This is a genomic window from Hymenobacter translucens (assembly GCF_020685205.1).
Taxonomy (GTDB): Bacteria; Bacteroidota; Bacteroidia; order Cytophagales; family Hymenobacteraceae; genus Hymenobacter; species Hymenobacter translucens.
In genome coordinates this window covers 1-17,323 of sequence record NZ_JAJERB010000014.1, presented here as the reverse complement: position 1 = coordinate 17,323, position 17,323 = coordinate 1, and the positions used below count along the sequence as shown (strand labels likewise).

9 protein-coding genes are annotated in these 17,323 nt (G+C 61.7%); 5 read left to right on the top strand and 4 right to left on the bottom strand.

Going from position 1 to position 17,323, the window contains the following annotated elements; translation table 11 throughout:
* The first annotated feature begins 121 nt into the window (after positions 1-121).
* The 4 genes from LJY25_RS20795 (at position 122) to LJY25_RS20780 (ending at position 6,133) form a co-directional block, all read left to right on the top strand.
* Positions 122-2,773, top strand: coding sequence for a lamin tail domain-containing protein (locus tag LJY25_RS20795; RefSeq protein WP_227610398.1), 2,652 nt, complete (start codon positions 122-124; stop codon positions 2,771-2,773).
* A gap of 95 nt (positions 2,774-2,868) precedes the next feature.
* Positions 2,869-4,335 carry a DUF1800 domain-containing protein gene (locus LJY25_RS20790; protein WP_227610397.1) on the top strand — a complete coding sequence of 489 codons (1,467 nt, stop codon included), beginning with the start codon at positions 2,869-2,871 and terminating at the stop codon, positions 4,333-4,335.
* An 18-nt stretch (positions 4,336-4,353) separates the two neighbouring features.
* Entirely contained in the window at positions 4,354-5,565 is a 1,212-nt protein-coding gene (locus LJY25_RS20785; RefSeq protein WP_227610396.1) for a DUF1501 domain-containing protein, read from the top strand.
* 160 nt (positions 5,566-5,725) lie between these two features.
* Positions 5,726-6,133, top strand: coding sequence for a hypothetical protein (locus tag LJY25_RS20780; protein ID WP_227610395.1), 408 nt, complete (start codon positions 5,726-5,728; stop codon positions 6,131-6,133).
* Positions 6,134-6,199: 66 nt separating this feature from the next.
* Here LJY25_RS20780 and LJY25_RS20775 read toward each other — a convergent pair whose 3' ends face one another.
* From LJY25_RS20775 to LJY25_RS20760, 4 genes are all read right to left on the bottom strand, one after another.
* Positions 6,200-7,072, bottom strand: coding sequence for a transporter (locus LJY25_RS20775; RefSeq protein ID WP_227610394.1), 873 nt, complete (start codon positions 7,070-7,072; stop codon positions 6,200-6,202).
* Between the two features lie 80 nt (positions 7,073-7,152).
* Positions 7,153-9,636: a TonB-dependent receptor gene (locus LJY25_RS20770; protein ID WP_227610393.1), complete on the bottom strand. Its 2,484-nt coding sequence runs from the start codon at positions 9,634-9,636 to the stop codon at positions 7,153-7,155.
* Positions 9,637-9,735: 99 nt separating this feature from the next.
* The gene (locus LJY25_RS20765) at positions 9,736-11,100 is read right to left on the bottom strand and encodes an Nramp family divalent metal transporter (protein ID WP_227610392.1); all 1,365 of its coding nucleotides are present in this window, start codon (positions 11,098-11,100) and stop codon (positions 9,736-9,738) included.
* A 240-nt stretch (positions 11,101-11,340) separates the two neighbouring features.
* Positions 11,341-13,653: a gliding motility-associated C-terminal domain-containing protein gene (locus LJY25_RS20760; RefSeq protein ID WP_227610391.1), complete on the bottom strand. Its 2,313-nt coding sequence runs from the start codon at positions 13,651-13,653 to the stop codon at positions 11,341-11,343.
* Positions 13,654-14,075: 422 nt separating this feature from the next.
* Here LJY25_RS20760 and LJY25_RS20755 point away from each other — a divergent pair.
* Positions 14,076-17,323 (top strand): fibronectin type III domain-containing protein (locus LJY25_RS20755; protein WP_227610390.1); only part of this gene is annotated, 3,248 nt, incomplete at its 3' end.

The following is a 17,323-nucleotide window of genomic DNA, read 5'->3' as shown; positions in this document are numbered from 1 at the left end:
ATTTCGTCAAAAACTGCTTACGCTGCCGTGCTGGTTCAAACAACCTGTCGAAGTGTTTTTGTAAACCCTTCTGCTTATGTTGGGGGCTGATCCGTCAGCGTTTTATTCTACCCTCTGCGTTATGTGGTTATCCGTTTCATGCCCCCGGAATTCCGGGGTCCGCCGCGCCTGGATTCCAGGACTGGTGCTGGCCGTGCTTAGCCTGCTCCCGTACTGCGCCGCTGCCCAGCTTACCGACAACTTCGCCGACGGCGACTTCACCCAGAGCCCCGCCTGGAGCGGCGACGCGGCCAGCTTTACCGTGGCGGCCCAGCAGCTGCAGTCGAACGGGCCCGCCACCACCGGCACCGTGCTCCAGCTCGTGACGCCCTGCCAGGCCGTGACGGGTACTACCTGGGAGTTCTACGCCAGCCTGCGCCTGGCTACATCCAGCGGCAACTATGCCGACGTGTGGCTGCTGGCCGACAACGCCGACCTTAAAGCCACCGGCACCAAAGGCTACTTCGTGCGCCTGGGCGGTACGCCCGACGAGGTGGCCCTGTTTCGCAAGGATGCTACGGGGAGCCCGGCATACGTGGTGAATGGTCAGGATGCGACCCTTGCTTCCACAACCAACAATACCGTGCGGGTGCGGGTGACGCGCTCGGTGCAGAACGTCTGGACGCTGGAGCGGGACCTGACCGGTGGCACCACCTTCGTGGCCGAAGGCAGCGCCCCGGACGCTACTTACCTTCGCAGCACCCACTTCGGCTTGGTGCTGACGTACTCGTCCACCAACAACCGCGGCTTCTTTTTCGACGACTTCCGGGTGTCGGATACGGCCCCGCCCCAGCTCATCCGAGGGGCAGTGACGGCCGCCCGCCAGCTCGATCTGACCTTCAACGAGGCCGTGGCTCCCGCACAGAGTGCGGCCGCCTACCGCCTCAGTACCGGCTCCCCGGCCGTGACGGCGGCCCAGCGCGATGCCGTCGACCCTACCCTCGTGCACCTTACCGTGGATGCTGACCTGCCTACCGGCCCGCTCATCGTGGAAGCCCGCACGCTCACCGACCTGTTTGGCAACACCGACCCCGGGCCGCAGACCACCACGTTTGTCAACAGCGGTTTCGCGATAGTGCCGGGCGTCAACCAGGTGCTCATTACCGAAATCATGGCCGATGAAACGCCGGTGGTGGGACTGCCGGCTTCCGAGTTTATCGAGATTCACAACCCGTCGGCCACGGCCGTAATCGACTTGGCGGGCATCCGGCTGCAAAAGCCGGGCGGCACCACCGCGGCCGTGTTTCAGCCGGGCCAGGTGCTGCTGCCGGGGGAGTACGCCGTGGTGTGCGGTACTACGCGCGTCACGCAGTTTACCGGGTTCGGCAAGGTGTTCGGGTTGACCAATTTCCCCAGCCTGAGCAACGGAGGCGACCAGCTGGTGCTGCGCGGGCGCAACGGCCGCACGTTGTTTGAGCTGGCGTATTCGGACACGTGGTACAAGGACAGCCGCAAAAAGGAAGGCGGCTGGACGCTGGAAATGGTGGACGTGACAAACCCCTGCGCTGGTATCGAGAACTGGACAGCCAGCACCGATGCCAGCGGAGGCACCCCGGCCCGGGCAAACTCGGTCCGCGCCACGAATGCCGACCGCACCGCCCCCGCGCTGCTGCGCGCGTTGGCCTCGGCGCCCACGGCCGTCAAGCTGTTCTTTGCTGAGAAGCTCGACAGCGCCACCATGGCTAACCCGGCCCTCTACGCGCTTAGTCCGGCCAATGCCATTGCGGGCGTATCCGTCGTCGGACCAGATTTTCGCACGGTGGAGCTGACCCTGACCAACGCCCTGCAGGCTAGTCAGCCCGTAACGGTGAGCGTACAGCGGGCCGTAGACTGCGCGGGTAACGCGGCGGGGCCGGCTACCTCGGCGGCATTTGCGCTGCCGGCCCCGGTAGCGTCGGGCGACGTGGTTATCAACGAAATTCTGTTTAACCCCCGCACCGGCGGCGTGGACTTCGTGGAGCTGCTCAACCGCTCCGCCAAGTACCTGAACCTGCAGGCCTGGCAGCTGGGCAGTGAGAAAACGGATGGAAGCGTAGACGCGGTTTCCATCAGCGCCGGGCCGTACGTGCTGGCACCCGGGCAGCTGGTTGTGCTGACCACCCGCCCCGACCTGATCCAGAGCCAGTACCCGACCCACGACCCGGCGGCGTTTCTGCCTATGAATGACTTTCCCACCTATGCCGACAAGGAAGGCATTGTCGTGCTCTACGACGGGTTCGGCCGCCTGCTGGACCGCTACGCCTACAACGAAACCCAGCACCTGGCGCTGCTCGACGACCTGAACGGCGTGTCGCTGGAGCGGATTCGGGCTGAGGGGCCCAGTCAACCGGGTAACTTCCACTCGGCGGCCAGCGCGGTGGGCTACGCCACGCCCGGCCGGCCCAACTCCCAGTACCAGGAGGACCCGGGTGGAAGCCAGCAGTTTTCGGTGGCGCCCGACGTATTTACCCCCGATGGGGACGGGCAGCAGGACTTCACCACGCTCAACTTTCACCTCGATCAGGTAGGCTACGCGGCCAGCGTAACCGTGTACGACGCCCTGGGCCGCCTGACCCGCCGCCTCGTCCGCAACGAGACGGTGCCCACCAACGGATTTTTCCAGTGGGACGGCCTTACCGACCGGGGCGACAAGGCGCCGGTGGGCTACTACGTGTTGCTGGTCGAGCTTTTCCAGCCCAATGGCGGGCAGAAGCGGGAGTTTAAAAAGACGGTGGTGCTGGGGGCCCGGTTCTAGGCGAAATGCCCGGTGGAATGGATTGTGTCGGGGGCCGGTTAAACCAACGGGGCCGAAGGGCGTCCAATGCTCCGTATCCGGTAACTTCAGGGCTTATGACTACGCAACAGGAACTGCAGCATCTCTATTGGCGGGCGGGCTTCGGGCCCCGGCCCGACGACCTGACCACGGGCCTTTCGCCCCGTAAAGCCTTCCGTAAGCTGCTGCACGACTCCGAAGCCTTTGTGCCGCTCGACGGGCCGCAGATGCACTATGCGAAGGTAAAGTCCATGGCTGCCGGGCCGGCGGCCGACCAAATGAATGCCGCCGGCACCCCGATGATGGCGGAGCCCATGCGCCGGGGCCTGAGCGCCCAGCAGCGCAAGCTCCAGAACCAGCAGCTGCGCAGTGCCTACAACGCCATGACCACTGGCTGGCTCGACCGGATGGCGACTTCGCCAGCCCAGCTGCGCGAAAAGATGACGTTCTTCTGGCACGGCCACTTTGCCTGCCGGGTACGCCAGGCCGATGCCGCCCTGCAGCTCAACAACACCGTACGCCGGCTGGCCCTGGGCAAGTTTGGCGACCTGTTGCTGGCTGTTTCGCGGGAACCGGCCATGCTGAGCTTCCTGAACAACCAGCAGAACAAGAAGCTCCGGCCGAACGAGAACTTTGCCCGCGAGGTCATGGAGCTGTTTACCATCGGGCGGGGGCACTACACCGAGCAGGACGTGAAGGAGGCTGCCCGGGCCTTTACCGGCTGGGCCGGCAACGACCGGCTGGAGTTCGTGTTCCGGCCCCGGCAGCACGACGATGGCACCAAAACCTTTCTGGGCCGGGCCGGCAACTGGGGCGGGGAAGACATCCTGCGCATCCTGCTCGAGCAGCCCCAGACGGCCGAGTTTATCGTCACCAAGCTGTACCGGTTCTTCGTCAACGACACGCCCAACCCGACCCACATCCAGCCCCTGGCCAAGGCGTTTTTTCAAAGCCAGTACGACATCAGCGACCTGCTGGAGCGGATGTTCTCGGCCGACTGGTTTTATGATGGCGCCAACGTGGGTACCCGCATCAAGTCGCCCATCGAGCTGCTGGCCGGCGTCCGGCGCACCCTGCAGCTTCAGCTCGACGACCCCAAGCCCCTGCTCGGTTACCAGAAAGCGTTAGGCCAAACCCTGTTTCAGCCCCCGAACGTGGCCGGCTGGCCGGGCGGGCGCAACTGGATCGACAGCTCATCCCTGCTCTTGCGCCTGCAGCTGCCCCAGGTGCTGCTGCGCAACGCCGAGTTCAACGTGGCCCTTAAGGAAGATGAGAACGACCTCGCCCCGTCGGTAGCCAAGGCCGACCGCACGTTCCGGCAGCAGGTAAAGGCCCGGCTCAACCTGGCGCCCATTGCCCGGGTGCTGGCCAAAGTGCCCCTGGCCCAGCAGCCGGCCCGTCTGAGCGAGTTGCTTTTGCAGTCGCCCATCCGGCCGCAGAACCTGGCCTTGCTGGAGCAGGTAGCCGCCAAAGCGCCGGCCGAGGACCGGCTCCGCACAATGGTCACCAGCCTGCTGTCCCTGCCCGAGTATCAGTTGATGTAATTGAAGACGACTATCCGTATGACAACCCGCCGCGACTTTCTGAAATCCTCGGTGCTGGCCAGCAGCCTGCTGTTCGTGCCGAAGTTCCTGCACGCTCTCGACCGGCAGGGCGTGTCCCGCATGGGCCTTTCCAACGGGCGGCGACTGGTCGTTATCCAGCTCGGCGGGGGCAACGACGGCCTGAATACCGTCATTCCCTACCAGAACGACCTGTACTACAAGGCCCGCCCCATCCTGGGTCTGCGGGCTCAGGCCGGGCTGCTGCCCCTGGAAAAGGACTTGGCTTTAAACCCGGCGATGAAGCGCATCAAGGCCCTCTACGACGAAGGCTACGTGGCCGTGCTCAACAGCGTGGGCTACCCCAACCCCGACCGGTCGCACTTCCGCTCGATGGATATCTGGCACAGCGGCAGCGCCTCCGACTCGTACGTGAACACCGGCTGGCTGGGCCGCTACCTCGACTCCAGCTGCCCGGAGTGCCAGCTGCCCTACAACGGGCTGGAGCTGGACGACACCCTGAGCCTCGCCATGAAAGGCGCCCGGCGCAAAGGTCTGGCATTGAAAACTCCCGGCAAGTTTCATCAGCTCACCCAAAACCAGTTTCTAAGCCAGGTCAACAGGCAGGCTGCTCTTTCGACGCATACCGCGGAGGTAGACTATCTGTACAAAACCCTGGCTGAAACGGCCTCGTCGGCCGACTATCTGTACGAAACATCCAAGGTGTATAAGTCGGCCGTGACGTACCCGAACACCGAGTTTGGCCGCAATCTGAAAACCACTGCCGAGCTGATCAACTCCGGGGTCGAGTCACGGGTGTTCTACGTGTCGCTGAGCGGGTTCGACACCCACGTGCGGCAGCACGAGCAGCAGGGCCGCCTGCTGGGCGACCTGTCCGACGGCCTCGGAGCTTTCGTGGAAGATCTGCGCAAGCAAGGGCAGTTCGACAACACGCTGATAATGACATTTTCAGAGTTTGGGCGTCGGGTGCAGCAGAATGCCAGCAACGGCACCGACCACGGTACGGCCAACAACGTGCTGCTGCTTGGAGGCGGCCTCAAGCGCAAAGGTGTGCTCAACGAAGCGCCCGACCTAGCCAACCTCGACAACGGCGACCTGCGCTACCAGCTTGACTTCCGCAGCCTCTACGCCACCGTGTTGCGCGACTGGCTGCAGGCCGACGACAAAGCCATTCTTAGCAGTGAGTTTGCCCGGCTTACCGGGCTGGTCTAGGCCCGCCGCTGTCTCTTTCAACGTCACAGAAACGCCCGGTAACTGCTCAGGTTATCGGGCGTTTTTGTAGTTGAGCCTGGGAGGCAGTCGGTTAGCTCGACAATATCCTTCTGCTGTATCGGGCGTACACAAGGGCAATCCAACCTAAACCAACCTAGCTATGAAAGTCCTCTCGCCAACTGCCCACGGGTTCGTGGATATTGCCTTTATCCTGTTCCTGGCCCTGGCACCAACGCTTTTTGACCTCTCTCCGGAGGTAGATACCGCTTGCTACGTGCTGGCCGGGGGCTACCTGCTCGTCACCCTGCTCACGAATTTCCGCTTAGGAGTATTCCGCTTGATTCCGTTCCCCATTCACGGCTGGCTGGACCTATTGACCGGCCTGGCCCTGGTGGCAGCGCCCTTCGTGTTTAACGCCCTGGACAGCTCGAACGAGCGCAACCTGTTCTGGGGCCTGGGCGCCGTTTCCATCATCACCTGGTTTCTCACCGACTGGCGTGCCCAGGCTCACACCAGCACGCCCAACGGTGCCAACTCCCGGAATATGATGCCGAACCACGCGCACTAATCAACTCGCAGCGGCACAAAAAAGCGGCCTTGCTTAGAGCAAGGCCGCTTTTTTGGTTTCAGGGGCTTAGTGCCGAAAGCTGACGCCCACAAAGTATTCCTGGCTGCTTTCGCGGGTAAGCGCCAGATGGGTACCGAAATCAATGATCAGATTGTCGTTCAGCTTGAGCTTGGGACCCAGGTTGAGCGAAGCCCGCCAGGCGCCCTGCCGGGTGTCCCAGAAGCCGGCTACTTCCCCGAACCCGGTCAGCAGCTCCGAAACTTTGTAGTCGACGGCGGCGCTGGGAACGATACGAAGGTAATGCTCGGCTTCTTCTTTGTCGTAGTTCATATCCCCTTCCAGCTGGGCTTCCACGCACAGCTTTTCGGATACGTCGTAGCTGGCCGGCACTACGAGTCCGCCTTCCACTGCCCCGTTGCCCACATTCCGGCCGGTGGGCAGCCGGACGTAGCCCACCAGGGCCATAGCGGCCGGTTTACCATCCTGACCGAACAGGTTTTGCTTGAGCCGCAGCGTCACGTCGTCGAAGCCGTGCTCCCGCTGCCGGGCTTCTTTCTGCGGGGTCTGGTCGTCCCAGTGCTCTTCCCAGGTATAGGAGTCAATTTCAACCTGGAAGTCGGTACGGGTGGCCAGGCCCACTTTCACCAGCATGTGGTTAAGGCGAAACTCCCGGTCATGCTGCCCAATCTCTTCTTTGTTGACAAGCCGGAACAGGTCACTTTCTATCTGCACGTGACCGGGGTCCACGGTATAGGGACTGTCCGTGATGCCAGGGCGGTCCGGTACCATTTCGCGCAGCATGGACCGGGGCGTCGGGTTAAACAGCGTGTAGCGGCGGGCCGCCGTGGTTGAGTCCTGTACGCTCTGAGCCGATTGGGCCCAAGCCGACCCGGCCAGAAGAAAAAACAGGCTTGCTGCCAGGAGTAGTGGACGATGCATAAGCAGAAAAGGGTGGAATTTGTTGCCTGCTACGCATCCAGGGGCAGAAGGGTACAGCCGGGCTTTTCGGCCTGTCCGGGTTATTCGCCCAGGGGCAGACTGAGCTTTATGCCGATGTTGCGGCCAATATCATAGATTCCGGAGCGCTGGCCGGGCTGACGCTGGTAGGGCTCGAAGTACTTCAGGCGGTTCAGGTGGGACTGATACACTTTGTCGAGCAGGTTGTTGCCGCTGAGCCCCACCTGCAGAATGGTTTTTCCGCGTCGGTTCGTTAGCGCCGTGCCCACGCTGGCATTGAGCAGGAAGTAGCCGGGCGTAGCGGTTTCGGTGTCGTCGGCCGCCAGGAAGCGGGTTTGCCGCCCAAAGCCGGCCACTTCCAGCCGGGCGTAGGGGCGGGCCAGCCGGCCAAACCCGCGCCGGGCTTCCGCGCTTATTTCGCTGCGCACCTGCAGGGGCGGAATCAATGAGAGGTTGCGGGCATCAGCGGGCACCGGCTCGTCCTGCCGGCCCAGGTTCACGCCCCGGATCCAGGCGAGGTCGTTGGTCCAGGTTAGCCAGGGCAGGCCGGGCGGGGTGAGCCGAACCCGGGCTTCGCCCCCGTACAGCCGCGCGTTCGACTGGGTGTACTGGTAGGTGCGGTTGCCGGGTACGATGATTACCTCATTTCCATCCGCGTCGCTGAGGCGGCGCAGGTAGATAAAGTTGCTGATGGCGTTGTGAAACACTTCCACGCTGAAGTCAACGACCGGCGACTGAAAAAACACGCCCAGGTCCTGCTGCAGGTTGAATTCCGGCGCGAAGTCGGGTCGGCCCAGGTACACGATGTGGGCGCCGGGGTCGAGGCCATTGGAAGCCAGCTCTGTGATGTTGGGGGAGCGGTAGCCCCGGGCCAGGTTGGCTTTCACCGTCCAGCTTTCCGACAGGTTCAGGGCCCCGCCCACTGAGCCCGACAGCCCGTGCAAAAGCCGACGGTTTCCGTTGATCTGCAGACGGGCGCCGGCCGTGTCTGCAGCAGTTACCTGCCGGTCGAAGCCCGTGGCCGGGTCGGTTCGCAGCCAGAGCGCGTCGTAGCGGAGCTGGCGCTGGTCGTAGCGCAGGCCACCGCTGAGGTCCAGCCGGCCGAGGCTCTTTTTCAAGAACACAAAGCCGCCGGCGTCGAACAGCCGGTAGTCCGGGATGGGGAAGTCCGTGGCGTCCCGGTTCTCATTGCGCTGGTACATGCCGTTCAGGCCGTAGCTGGTTTCCAGGCCCCACACGTCCCGGGAATAGCGCAGGTCGTAGGTCAGCGTCGTCAGCTGCACCGAAAGGCCCGGCTGCCGGGGCAGGGTCGGGTGGTTGTACTCGCGGCGGCGGTTCTGCTGCAGCCCCAGCTGGGCGTTGAGCGTGCCGGCTCCCAGCTGCAGCGAGTGCGTGGTGTAGGCCCGGTAGTGCTGAATGTGCTGGTGCAGCGCATCGATGCGGTAGCTGTTCAGGTCGCGTCGGCTTACCAGCGGCCGGGTCCGGATGTCCGCGTCGGTTTCGTTTTCCAGAATCTGCCGGGTAAACCGCCGCGTCAGCGAGTCGCGGCTGCCATCCGGAATTTCCTGCCGGTTGTCGTAGACGGTCAGGTTCAGGCGGGAGTCGCCGCGGCGGTGCGTCCAGCCGGTCAGCAGCGTGGCATTCTGGTCGCGGAAGCCGGTGTTGAAAACCCGCCCGTCGAGGCGGTTCTGGTAGTCCGCTGCCTGCTTGTGCGAAAGTCGGAGCGAGTAGTAGAAGTGCGCTGCCCGGCCATAGGCGTATGCCGAGGTACCAATCGAGCGGTTGTTGGTTTGATAGTCCGTGGAGAAAGAGCCGCGCACCTTGCCGTTGGTTTCCGCCGGCAGCATCGGAATCAGGTTCACGACCCCGGCTAGGGCATCGGAGCCGTAGGTTAGGCTGGCCGGCCCTTTCACGACTTCCGCCCGCTCAATTCCGTTCTGGTCGATTTCGATGCCGTGCTCGTCGCCCCACTGCTGACCTTCCTGCCGTACGCCGTCGTAGAGGGTCAGCACCCGGTTGTAGCCCAGGCCCCGGATAAAGGGTTTGGTGATGTTGGGTCCCGTCGTAACCCCGCTCAGGCCCGGCACTTTGCGCACCAGGGCATCCACGAGGTTGGTTTGCATGGTTTGGCTGATTTCCCGGCTGCTCAGCACGGCCACTGGAATCGGGCTGCGGCGGATTTCCGTAGCCCGCGAAACGCCAGTGACTACCACTTCCTGGGTGCGGTTCTCGGTCCGGCGGATGCGAAGCAACAGGGGCTCCGCTCCAACCGCCAAGGTAGTATCCAGCGTGGCATAGCCCAGGTAGCGGACCTGCAGGGTGAGCTTGCCGGGATCCGCGACGGGCAACACGAACGAGCCACTGGCGTCAGTAGCTGTACCCGCCTTCTGCGCGGGCACCGCCACGGTAGCGCCTACCAGTACTTCTCCGGAATGCCGGTCCACCACTTTGCCCCTGAGAAAGGCTTGCCCGCTGGCTTCAATAGCACCAAGGCAGAGCAGCATACCGATCAGTAGGCCAAATGGCCGGGAAGTAAAGTTGTGCATAGCGGTTGAGATTAGCCTGGCTGAAGAATTTGTTTAGATCAGTCTAAAACTTGAGCGAGTAAAAAGCGCTGCTACCCGGGAGGATGCAGCGCTTGAGTTTTACTTGAACAGGGTCTGGTAGAGCAGGTACAGGTTCAGCGAGATGATGATGCCCGAAATAGTCCAGGCCAGCATTTTGATAAGCAGGGAGTTGGTGAAAACGCCCATCTTTGCCTTGGTACCGGTAAAGAGCACCAGTGGCACCACCGCGAAGCTCAGCTGTAATGACAGAATTACCTGGCTTAGCACCAGCAGGTCGCTCGTGCCTTTCTCCCCGTAGATCAGCGTAACGATGAGGGCAGGAACCACCGCAATACTCCGGGTGATCAGGCGCCGCAGCCAGGGTTTCAGCTTCAGGTGCAGGAAGCCCTCCATCACAATCTGGCCCGCCAGCGTGCCGGTCAGGGTTGAGTTCTGACCCGACGCCAGCAGCGCCACCGCAAAAACGACACTGGCTGCCCCGGCGCCCAGGACGGGAGCCAGCAGCTCGTGGGCGTCGGTGATGTCGGCCACATTAAACAGACCCCGCTTATGAAACGCGGCGGCGGCCGTCACCAGGATGGCGGCGTTGATGAAAAAGGCTAGCAGCAGGGAAACTGTCGAGTCGATGGTGGCAAAGCGAATGGCCATTCGCTTGCCGCTTTCGGTTTGCTCAATGGCCCGGGTCTGCACGATGCTGGAGTGCAGGTAGAGGTTGTGGGGCATCACCGTGGCCCCGAGGATACCGATGGCGATGTAGAGCATGCCCGGCGTCGTTACAATTTTGGGCTGCGGAACAAAGCCTTTGATCAGACTAAAGTAGTCGGGGTGAGAGACAATGATTTCGTAGAGAAAGCACCCGAAGATTACCACCGTCAGGCCAGCCACAATGCTTTCGATAACCCGGAAGCCCCGGCTTTGAAACATTAGCACGACCAACACGTCGAGAATCGTAAGCACCACGCCCCAGGGGAGGGGCAAGCCGAAAAGCAGGTTCAGGGCAATGGCGGAGCCAATAACTTCGGCCAGGTCACAGGCGGCAATGGCCACCTCACAAAGAAACCAGAGCACCAGTGCCACCGGCCGGGAATAATGGTCGCGGCAAGCCTGAGCCAGGTCACGGCCGGTCACAATGCCCAGTTTAGCTGCCAGGTGCTGCAGCAGAATGGCAAACAGGTTCGATATCAGAATAACCGACAGCAGGGTGTAGCCATAGCGCGCTCCACCGGCAATATCGGTTGCCCAGTTGCCGGGGTCCATATAGCCGACGGCTACCATCAGCCCGGGGCCGGAGAAGGCCAGCAGCTTGCGCCAGAAAGAGGCATTCTGGGCCGGTACCCGGATCGAGCCATATACTTCGGCCAGGGAAGGAGCGTGCCGGGCCTGTTTCCAGCCGGCGTCCGGGGATGGAGTAGCGGGCGGTTCCTGGACTGGGGTGGAAGGCATTGAAGCGGGAATAGGTTTATTCACAAAGGACGCTAATTTTTAGACAAGCCTAAATTTAAATTTAAACTTTCCTTAATACCCTTAAATCAGCAAAAGGTTTCACCTTAAAGCCAGGTATAGCAACCTTTTGGTAAAGTACCGGCCTCAGCATGTGTCCCCGCTGGCGGGGAACGGCAGCAGGGACAATAAAAAAGGCGCTGCGGGTTTCCGCAGCGCCTTTTTCAAAAGATCGGGGTTTGACTAGCGAACCAGCTCAACCCATCCTTTGGTCGTGTTACCGGTTTTGTCGGTCAGCAGGTAGTAGTACACGCCGGCGGGCTGGTCTTCACCTTTCCACTCGTTTTTGTAGTTGTCATACTGCTTGACCAGGCGGCCCCAGCGGTTGAAGATCTGCAGCTTGCCGCCACCGTCGGTCTGCTCGGTGGTAAGAATGAACTCGTCGTTCTTGCCGTCATTGTTAGGCGTGAAGACGTTCGGGATAATCTGCTCGGGAACGTAGATGGTTACGGTCTTCTCCACGGGCGGGCAGGTAGCGCCGTTGGCTTGGTTGGAGACCCGCAGCGTTACGCGGTACTCGCCACCATGCTTCAGCTCGAGCGGAGCCGGCGTAAACTGACGCGAGTGGACATACTCCGGCTCCGTAATTTCCTTGCCCTTGCTGTCCTGCACGTACTTCACAATCCACCGGTAGGAAATACTGTCCTGCGGGGACGGGGTGGCTGGGCGTGTGGACGTATTGACAAACGAATACCGGTGTGGAGGCTGGTGCTCCCGGCCTTCGTTGATTCGGGCATGCGTGAAATTAGCCAGTACGGAAGGTGCTACGCGAATCAGAATCGAAGCGGTGTCAAAGCAGGTGATGGTAGGCGACTGGCGGAAGTCCAGGCCGATGATCTTAACGCGGTAGCGGGTTGTTACCAGGGGCCGAACCACAACGTTTTGCTTGTTGGTATCGGCCAGGGCGAGGCCCGGAGCCGGCGTCCACCGGAAGCCGTAGTTGGCCTGGCGCTGCAAAACGGAGTCCGGGCGCATGGGAGCGGCGGTAAGCGTTACGGGCGAGTTGGCGCAGACAAACGGCGTGGTGGTATTCGTCACAACCCGGGCAAACTGCCCGCTCACGATGTTGATGATGATAATCCGGTTCTGCACGGCTTTCACCGGGCAGCCGCTGTCTTCGATACGCACCGGAATGCGGAACGACTTGCCCAGGTCGGAAACGTCGGGCTTGATGCCGATGATGGCGTACGGGGTAGCGGTACCGTTGCCGACAATCCGGAAGACAGGCGCTACGTCAACCGACAGGATACTCTGATCGATCTGGCCGGTGGTGCTGCCGGGTTCGATGGGGTAAGTAACCGTGAGCAGGTCGGTGGGGTTGGGGTCGCTGAACTTCACGCGGACCTCGCTGTAGTTGCAGGTCTGGGCGCGGATCAGGGTAGAGTCGGTGTTGGTAATGGTGGCACCGGTCTTGGGGGGAGCCGTGGCAATCGGGTTGCCGGGGGTCAGGTTGCCGCTGCAATCAATTACGATAACGAGCATTTCGCGACGAACCGAGCCTACCAGGTAGCGGCGGTTAGAGCCGGGCAGACGGCGGTACTCCGTTACCTTTCCTACAACTGCGTATTTGTTGCGGGCCTTGTCGGCAGTAGGCGAAGTAGCTGTAACCGGGAAGTAGTAAGCCGGGGTAATGGTAAAGCTGCCGACCGTGTTAAACCGGAAGTTCTGCGTAGTGGCAGTCAGCGTCGGGCAGTTGCCGGTGATGTTGTACGAGGGAATCGGGAAGGCCTGGTTGAAGGCAATGATGCTGGGCAGCTGAATCGTGCCGCCACCACCCGGGCAGAAGGCGTTGACGCTGCCACCAAGAATGGCCTGGTAGGGGATGGGGTCGTTGCAGGCACCCAGCGGACGGTCCATGCTGTACACAAGGGAGTCACCGTCGGGCTCGGTAGCCGAGAAGGTGATGGTCGTCGTGTTCTTAAAGCATACAAACGGGATTGGAATATCCTGGGGCTGGTACTGGGGCGAGGTGTTGGTAACGTCGAAGTTAGTACCGTTCACCGTAATGCGGTTGTTCAGGCGAGCTTCGAAATAGATGTCCTCGCTGAGCGAGCCCGACAGGTTGGCTACTTCGGGGCGGCAGCACTCGCTTACTTTCAGCAGCCACTCGTTAGCCGGGGGCAGCGTTACCACTGCCTCGTAGGTAGCCGTTTCGTAGTTGGTCAGGCTTGTGGAGGAGCACTGGCTGGCACCGCCCGGGGTAGTAGGGCAGTAGGGGGAGCCCGGGGTGAGAGCGCCTACCCGGGGCATCGAAATCGTCTGGCCGCCGGTGCAGCCCGTGTTGCTGTAGGTAAGGGTGAAAGCGGTGGAAGCCGTTGAGCCTGAGCAGTCGCGGAAGTACCGCAGCGTAACGCGGTACTGGTTGGCAGTACCAGGAATATAGGCGTAGGTGAGCTGTCCGCCCTGTCCGTGCGTGGCATAGGCGCTCTGAACCCCAGCCAACGAGAGGCACAGGGCAGCAAGGAGCAAGTAAGTGGAGTGTAAGAGTTTCTTCATGTAGGTGGAAGAATTTGGTATGGGGCGAAAAGGCAAAATGGGGTGGTTGGGGAAACGCAGCGGTAAGATAGAAATTATTCCAGCCAGCAACACGAAAAATCAGGATTTCCCGGAACAGGAATCATCTGATAAATGAAATTCATGCAGGACGCCAATCGTTTGTGGAAAAAATTATAATTGCCCGTGCATTATACAGCTTTAACCTGCTTTTAATGGATTTTAATTCAAATAGCCTTTATGAAATAACAGTTTTAGTCTAAATTTAGCGACCCACAAAGAGGGCAGCCGGTCGGGTAAGGCAGGCTGACGTAACCTTATATATGTGGGTACACCCGTTTTTTCCACCCCCAACACCTCATTGCATGATGAAAGCACTTTTACCATCTCCTGGCTACACATTTCGGTTGCCTGCCTGGCGCGGAATGCTGGCGTTGCTGCTGCTGTGCCTGAGCACCGCCGCGGCCTGGGCCCAAACCATGGTTATCGGCTCAACGGCCGTTCCGGTAGTTGCGCCCGCGACGAGCTCCTATCTGGTAGGCCCGCTGTACCGCTCCAGCGCTACCTCCACCTTCGACTACTCACGCTACGCTTACCTGTACACGCCGGCCGAGCTCAATATTCCGCCCGGCTCTCTTATCACCCAGCTTGGCTGGCTGAAGGCTGATGCCAATACCATCAGCGGCAATAACCGTTTTGAAGTACGTCTGGGCTCCACGACCCTGTCGGCCCTGGCTACCGGTACTACCTGGGGTACGCTGAAGCCCGGCACCAGCGTAGCGTATACCTCCACTACCCAGCAGGTAAACGGCGCGGCCGGCACCTACTTCACCGTTACGCTTAATACGCCTTATCTGTACACCGGCGGCAACCTGCTGGTTCTGACGGACTGGGAGCAGACGGGAACCGCCACGGCCGTGGTCAACTTCGTAACCAACCCGGCTGCTGGCTTTGGCATCGGCTACGCCGACTCGGATGTCCTCACCGATGCAACGGCCCTGACTACAGCCTCCTACGGCAACCGGCGGCCTACGCTGCAGGTAACGTACATGCCCGCTACGCCCTGCACCACGCCGCCCACGGCGGGCACGGCTACTGCAACCCCCGCCTCCCTTTGCGCCGGCGGCCAGGCCACTCTCTCGCTGAGCGGTACTACCCTCGGTACCGGCCTTACCTACCAGTGGCAGCAGTCTTCCAACGGTACGACCTTCACCGACATCACCGGCGCTACGTTCAGTACCTACACCACCACGCCGCTAAACACCACTACGTTTTACCGGGCTGTGGTAACCTGCAGCGGCATTTCGGCCACTTCCAATACGACCCAGGTGACGGTAAACGCGGCTACCTACGCCACGCTGCCCATCATCGAAGGCTTTGAGAATACCTGGATTGACGTGTGCGGCACCCGGGATGCGCCCAACAACAGCTGGCGCGTGAATCCAACGTCCGGCAACAACGCCTGGCGACGGAACGACGACGGCGTTTCGGCCGGCTGGACCAGCCCCACGCTTGGTGCACCTACCCCCGTTGCAAGCCAGGGCACCTTCTCGGCCCGCTTCCACTCCCGTAACGTTACCGCCGGTGGCATCGGCACGATGGACCTGTATGCCAACCTGAGTCAGGCGGGCACCAAGCGTCTGACCTTCGACTACGTGAACATCAGCGGCGTGACGAGCAACGGGGGGGATTCCCTGACCGTTCACGTTTCAACGGACGGAGGCGCAACCTTCGGCCCGGCCGTGCTGCGCCTGGGGGTAATCACGAGCTTTGCCAACCAGGCCGTGCTGCTGAATACGACTTCGGCCACCAGCGTAATCCGCTTCCGCGCCCGCGGTGACTTCGGGTCCAGTGACATCATCGTCGACAACGTCCGCGTGGAATCTACCAGCGGCTGCCTGTCGCCGGCCGGCCTCACGATTTCCAACATCACGTCGGGTGCCGCTACGGTTACCTGGGTGGGCACCGGCTCCGGCACGTTCCGCGTTGAGTATGGTCCTCAGGGATTCACTCCCGGCCAGACACCTTCGGCTGGCACAGTGATTTCCGGCATAACGGGTTCTTCCGTGAACCTGACCGGCCTGACCTCGAGCACCGCGTACCAGGTGTATGTAACCCAGAACTGTGGCACTACCAGCTCCAGTGTGGCTGGCCCGGTAACCTTTACGACCACTGTATTGGGCGACGACCCCTGCGATGCCATTACGCTGCCGCTGAACTCGGCGGGCTGCACCCCGGTGCAGGCCACCAACACCGGCGCTACTACCACCGTCCCGAACGGCTATGCCAACCCGCCCGTTACCGGCTGCGGCACGGGTACGGCACCTAAGGATATCTGGTTCACGGTGCGCACCAACGCCACCGGCGCGGGCAGCACCTCCATCAGCTTCGAAACCACGGGCAATCCGGCTGGTCTGCTGCGCATGTTTACCGCTTCCAGCTGCTCGGGTCCGTTCACCATTGTGGCCTGCGGCGCTAGCGGAACGACTAACACGACGCTGGGCGTCTTCACCGCCGCTGGCCTGACGCCCAACACGACCTATTATGTCTCGGTATCGGGCTATGGCTCGTTCGACACGCAGGGGCCGTTCACGGTTTGTGCTACGTCGGCTACGCTTTGCGCCACGGTGCGCTCTATCACGACTTCCAACATCACCGGTACGGGTGCCACGCTAACGTTCAACGCCTCGGGTGGTGCCACTAGTTACACGGTGGTAACCACGCCCCTGGGTGGCACGCCGGTAACGACGACGGCGACGACCTCGCCTGTCACGCTGACGGGCCTGACTCCGTATACCGAGTACACGGTGAGCATCACGGCTAACTGCAGCGGCGGTACGACCTCCACGCCCGTGACGACCACGTTCGTAACCAACCCCTACTGCATCAGCAACCTGGGTGGTGGCCCCTGCGGCAGCAGCAGCATTGCGGATGTCAAGATTCTGGGCACGACGCTCAGCAACCCGAACACGACCTGTAACCGGAATGGCACCACGACCTACACAGCCTATCCGGCAACCGGAAGCACCACGGCCAACCTCGCGCCCGGTGCTACCTACCAGCTGAGCGTAACCTCTACCGGCGCCGGAACCATCTCGGCCTGGATTGACTATGACCAGGACGGACAGCTCGAAGCTACCGAATGGGTACAGGTAACGACTGCCGCTACCGCCAACACGGCGTACACGGTTAGCCTTGCAGTGCCCGCAACGGCAGTACCCGGCACCACGCTGCTGCGCGTACGCACCCGCAATGGCGGCAGCAACGCCGGTGGGGATGCCTGCACCAACTTCGCCTCAGGTGAAACGGAAGACTACTTTATCACCATCGGTGGTGGAGCCTGCCCGACTCCTACCAACCTGGCGATAACCAACCTGCAGGCCCGTTCGGCTACGCTTACCTTCACGCCGAGCGCCTCGGCCAGCAGCTATATCGTGACGGTAACTCCCCAGGGAGGAGCAACGACGACGATTACGCCCGCACCGACCGGTTCGCCGGTTAACCTGCCCGCTCTGGACCCCAGCACCACGTACACAGTGACGGTGGCCAGCAACTGCGGCGGGGGCCTGACCTCGGCCGTGCTGACGACCACGTTTACGACGCCGATAGCGCCACCGCTGAACGATGATCCGTGCGGGGCGACGGTGCTGACGGTGTCGGGGACGACCACGCC

What these genes read in the sequence shown, in the direction of transcription:
- LJY25_RS20795 (WP_227610398.1), top strand. Translation starts at nt 122, where the DNA reads ATGTGGTTATCCGTTTCATGCCCCCGGAATTCCGGGGTCCGCCGCGCC.
- LJY25_RS20790 (WP_227610397.1), top strand. Translation starts at nt 2,869, where the DNA reads ATGACTACGCAACAGGAACTGCAGCATCTCTATTGGCGGGCGGGCTTC.
- LJY25_RS20785 (WP_227610396.1), top strand. Translation starts at nt 4,354, where the DNA reads ATGACAACCCGCCGCGACTTTCTGAAATCCTCGGTGCTGGCCAGCAGC.
- LJY25_RS20780 (WP_227610395.1), top strand. Translation starts at nt 5,726, where the DNA reads ATGAAAGTCCTCTCGCCAACTGCCCACGGGTTCGTGGATATTGCCTTT.
- LJY25_RS20775 (WP_227610394.1), bottom strand. Translation starts at nt 7,072, where the DNA reads ATGCATCGTCCACTACTCCTGGCAGCAAGCCTGTTTTTTCTTCTGGCC.
- LJY25_RS20770 (WP_227610393.1), bottom strand. Translation starts at nt 9,636, where the DNA reads ATGCACAACTTTACTTCCCGGCCATTTGGCCTACTGATCGGTATGCTG.
- LJY25_RS20765 (WP_227610392.1), bottom strand. Translation starts at nt 11,100, where the DNA reads ATGCCTTCCACCCCAGTCCAGGAACCGCCCGCTACTCCATCCCCGGAC.
- LJY25_RS20760 (WP_227610391.1), bottom strand. Translation starts at nt 13,653, where the DNA reads ATGAAGAAACTCTTACACTCCACTTACTTGCTCCTTGCTGCCCTGTGC.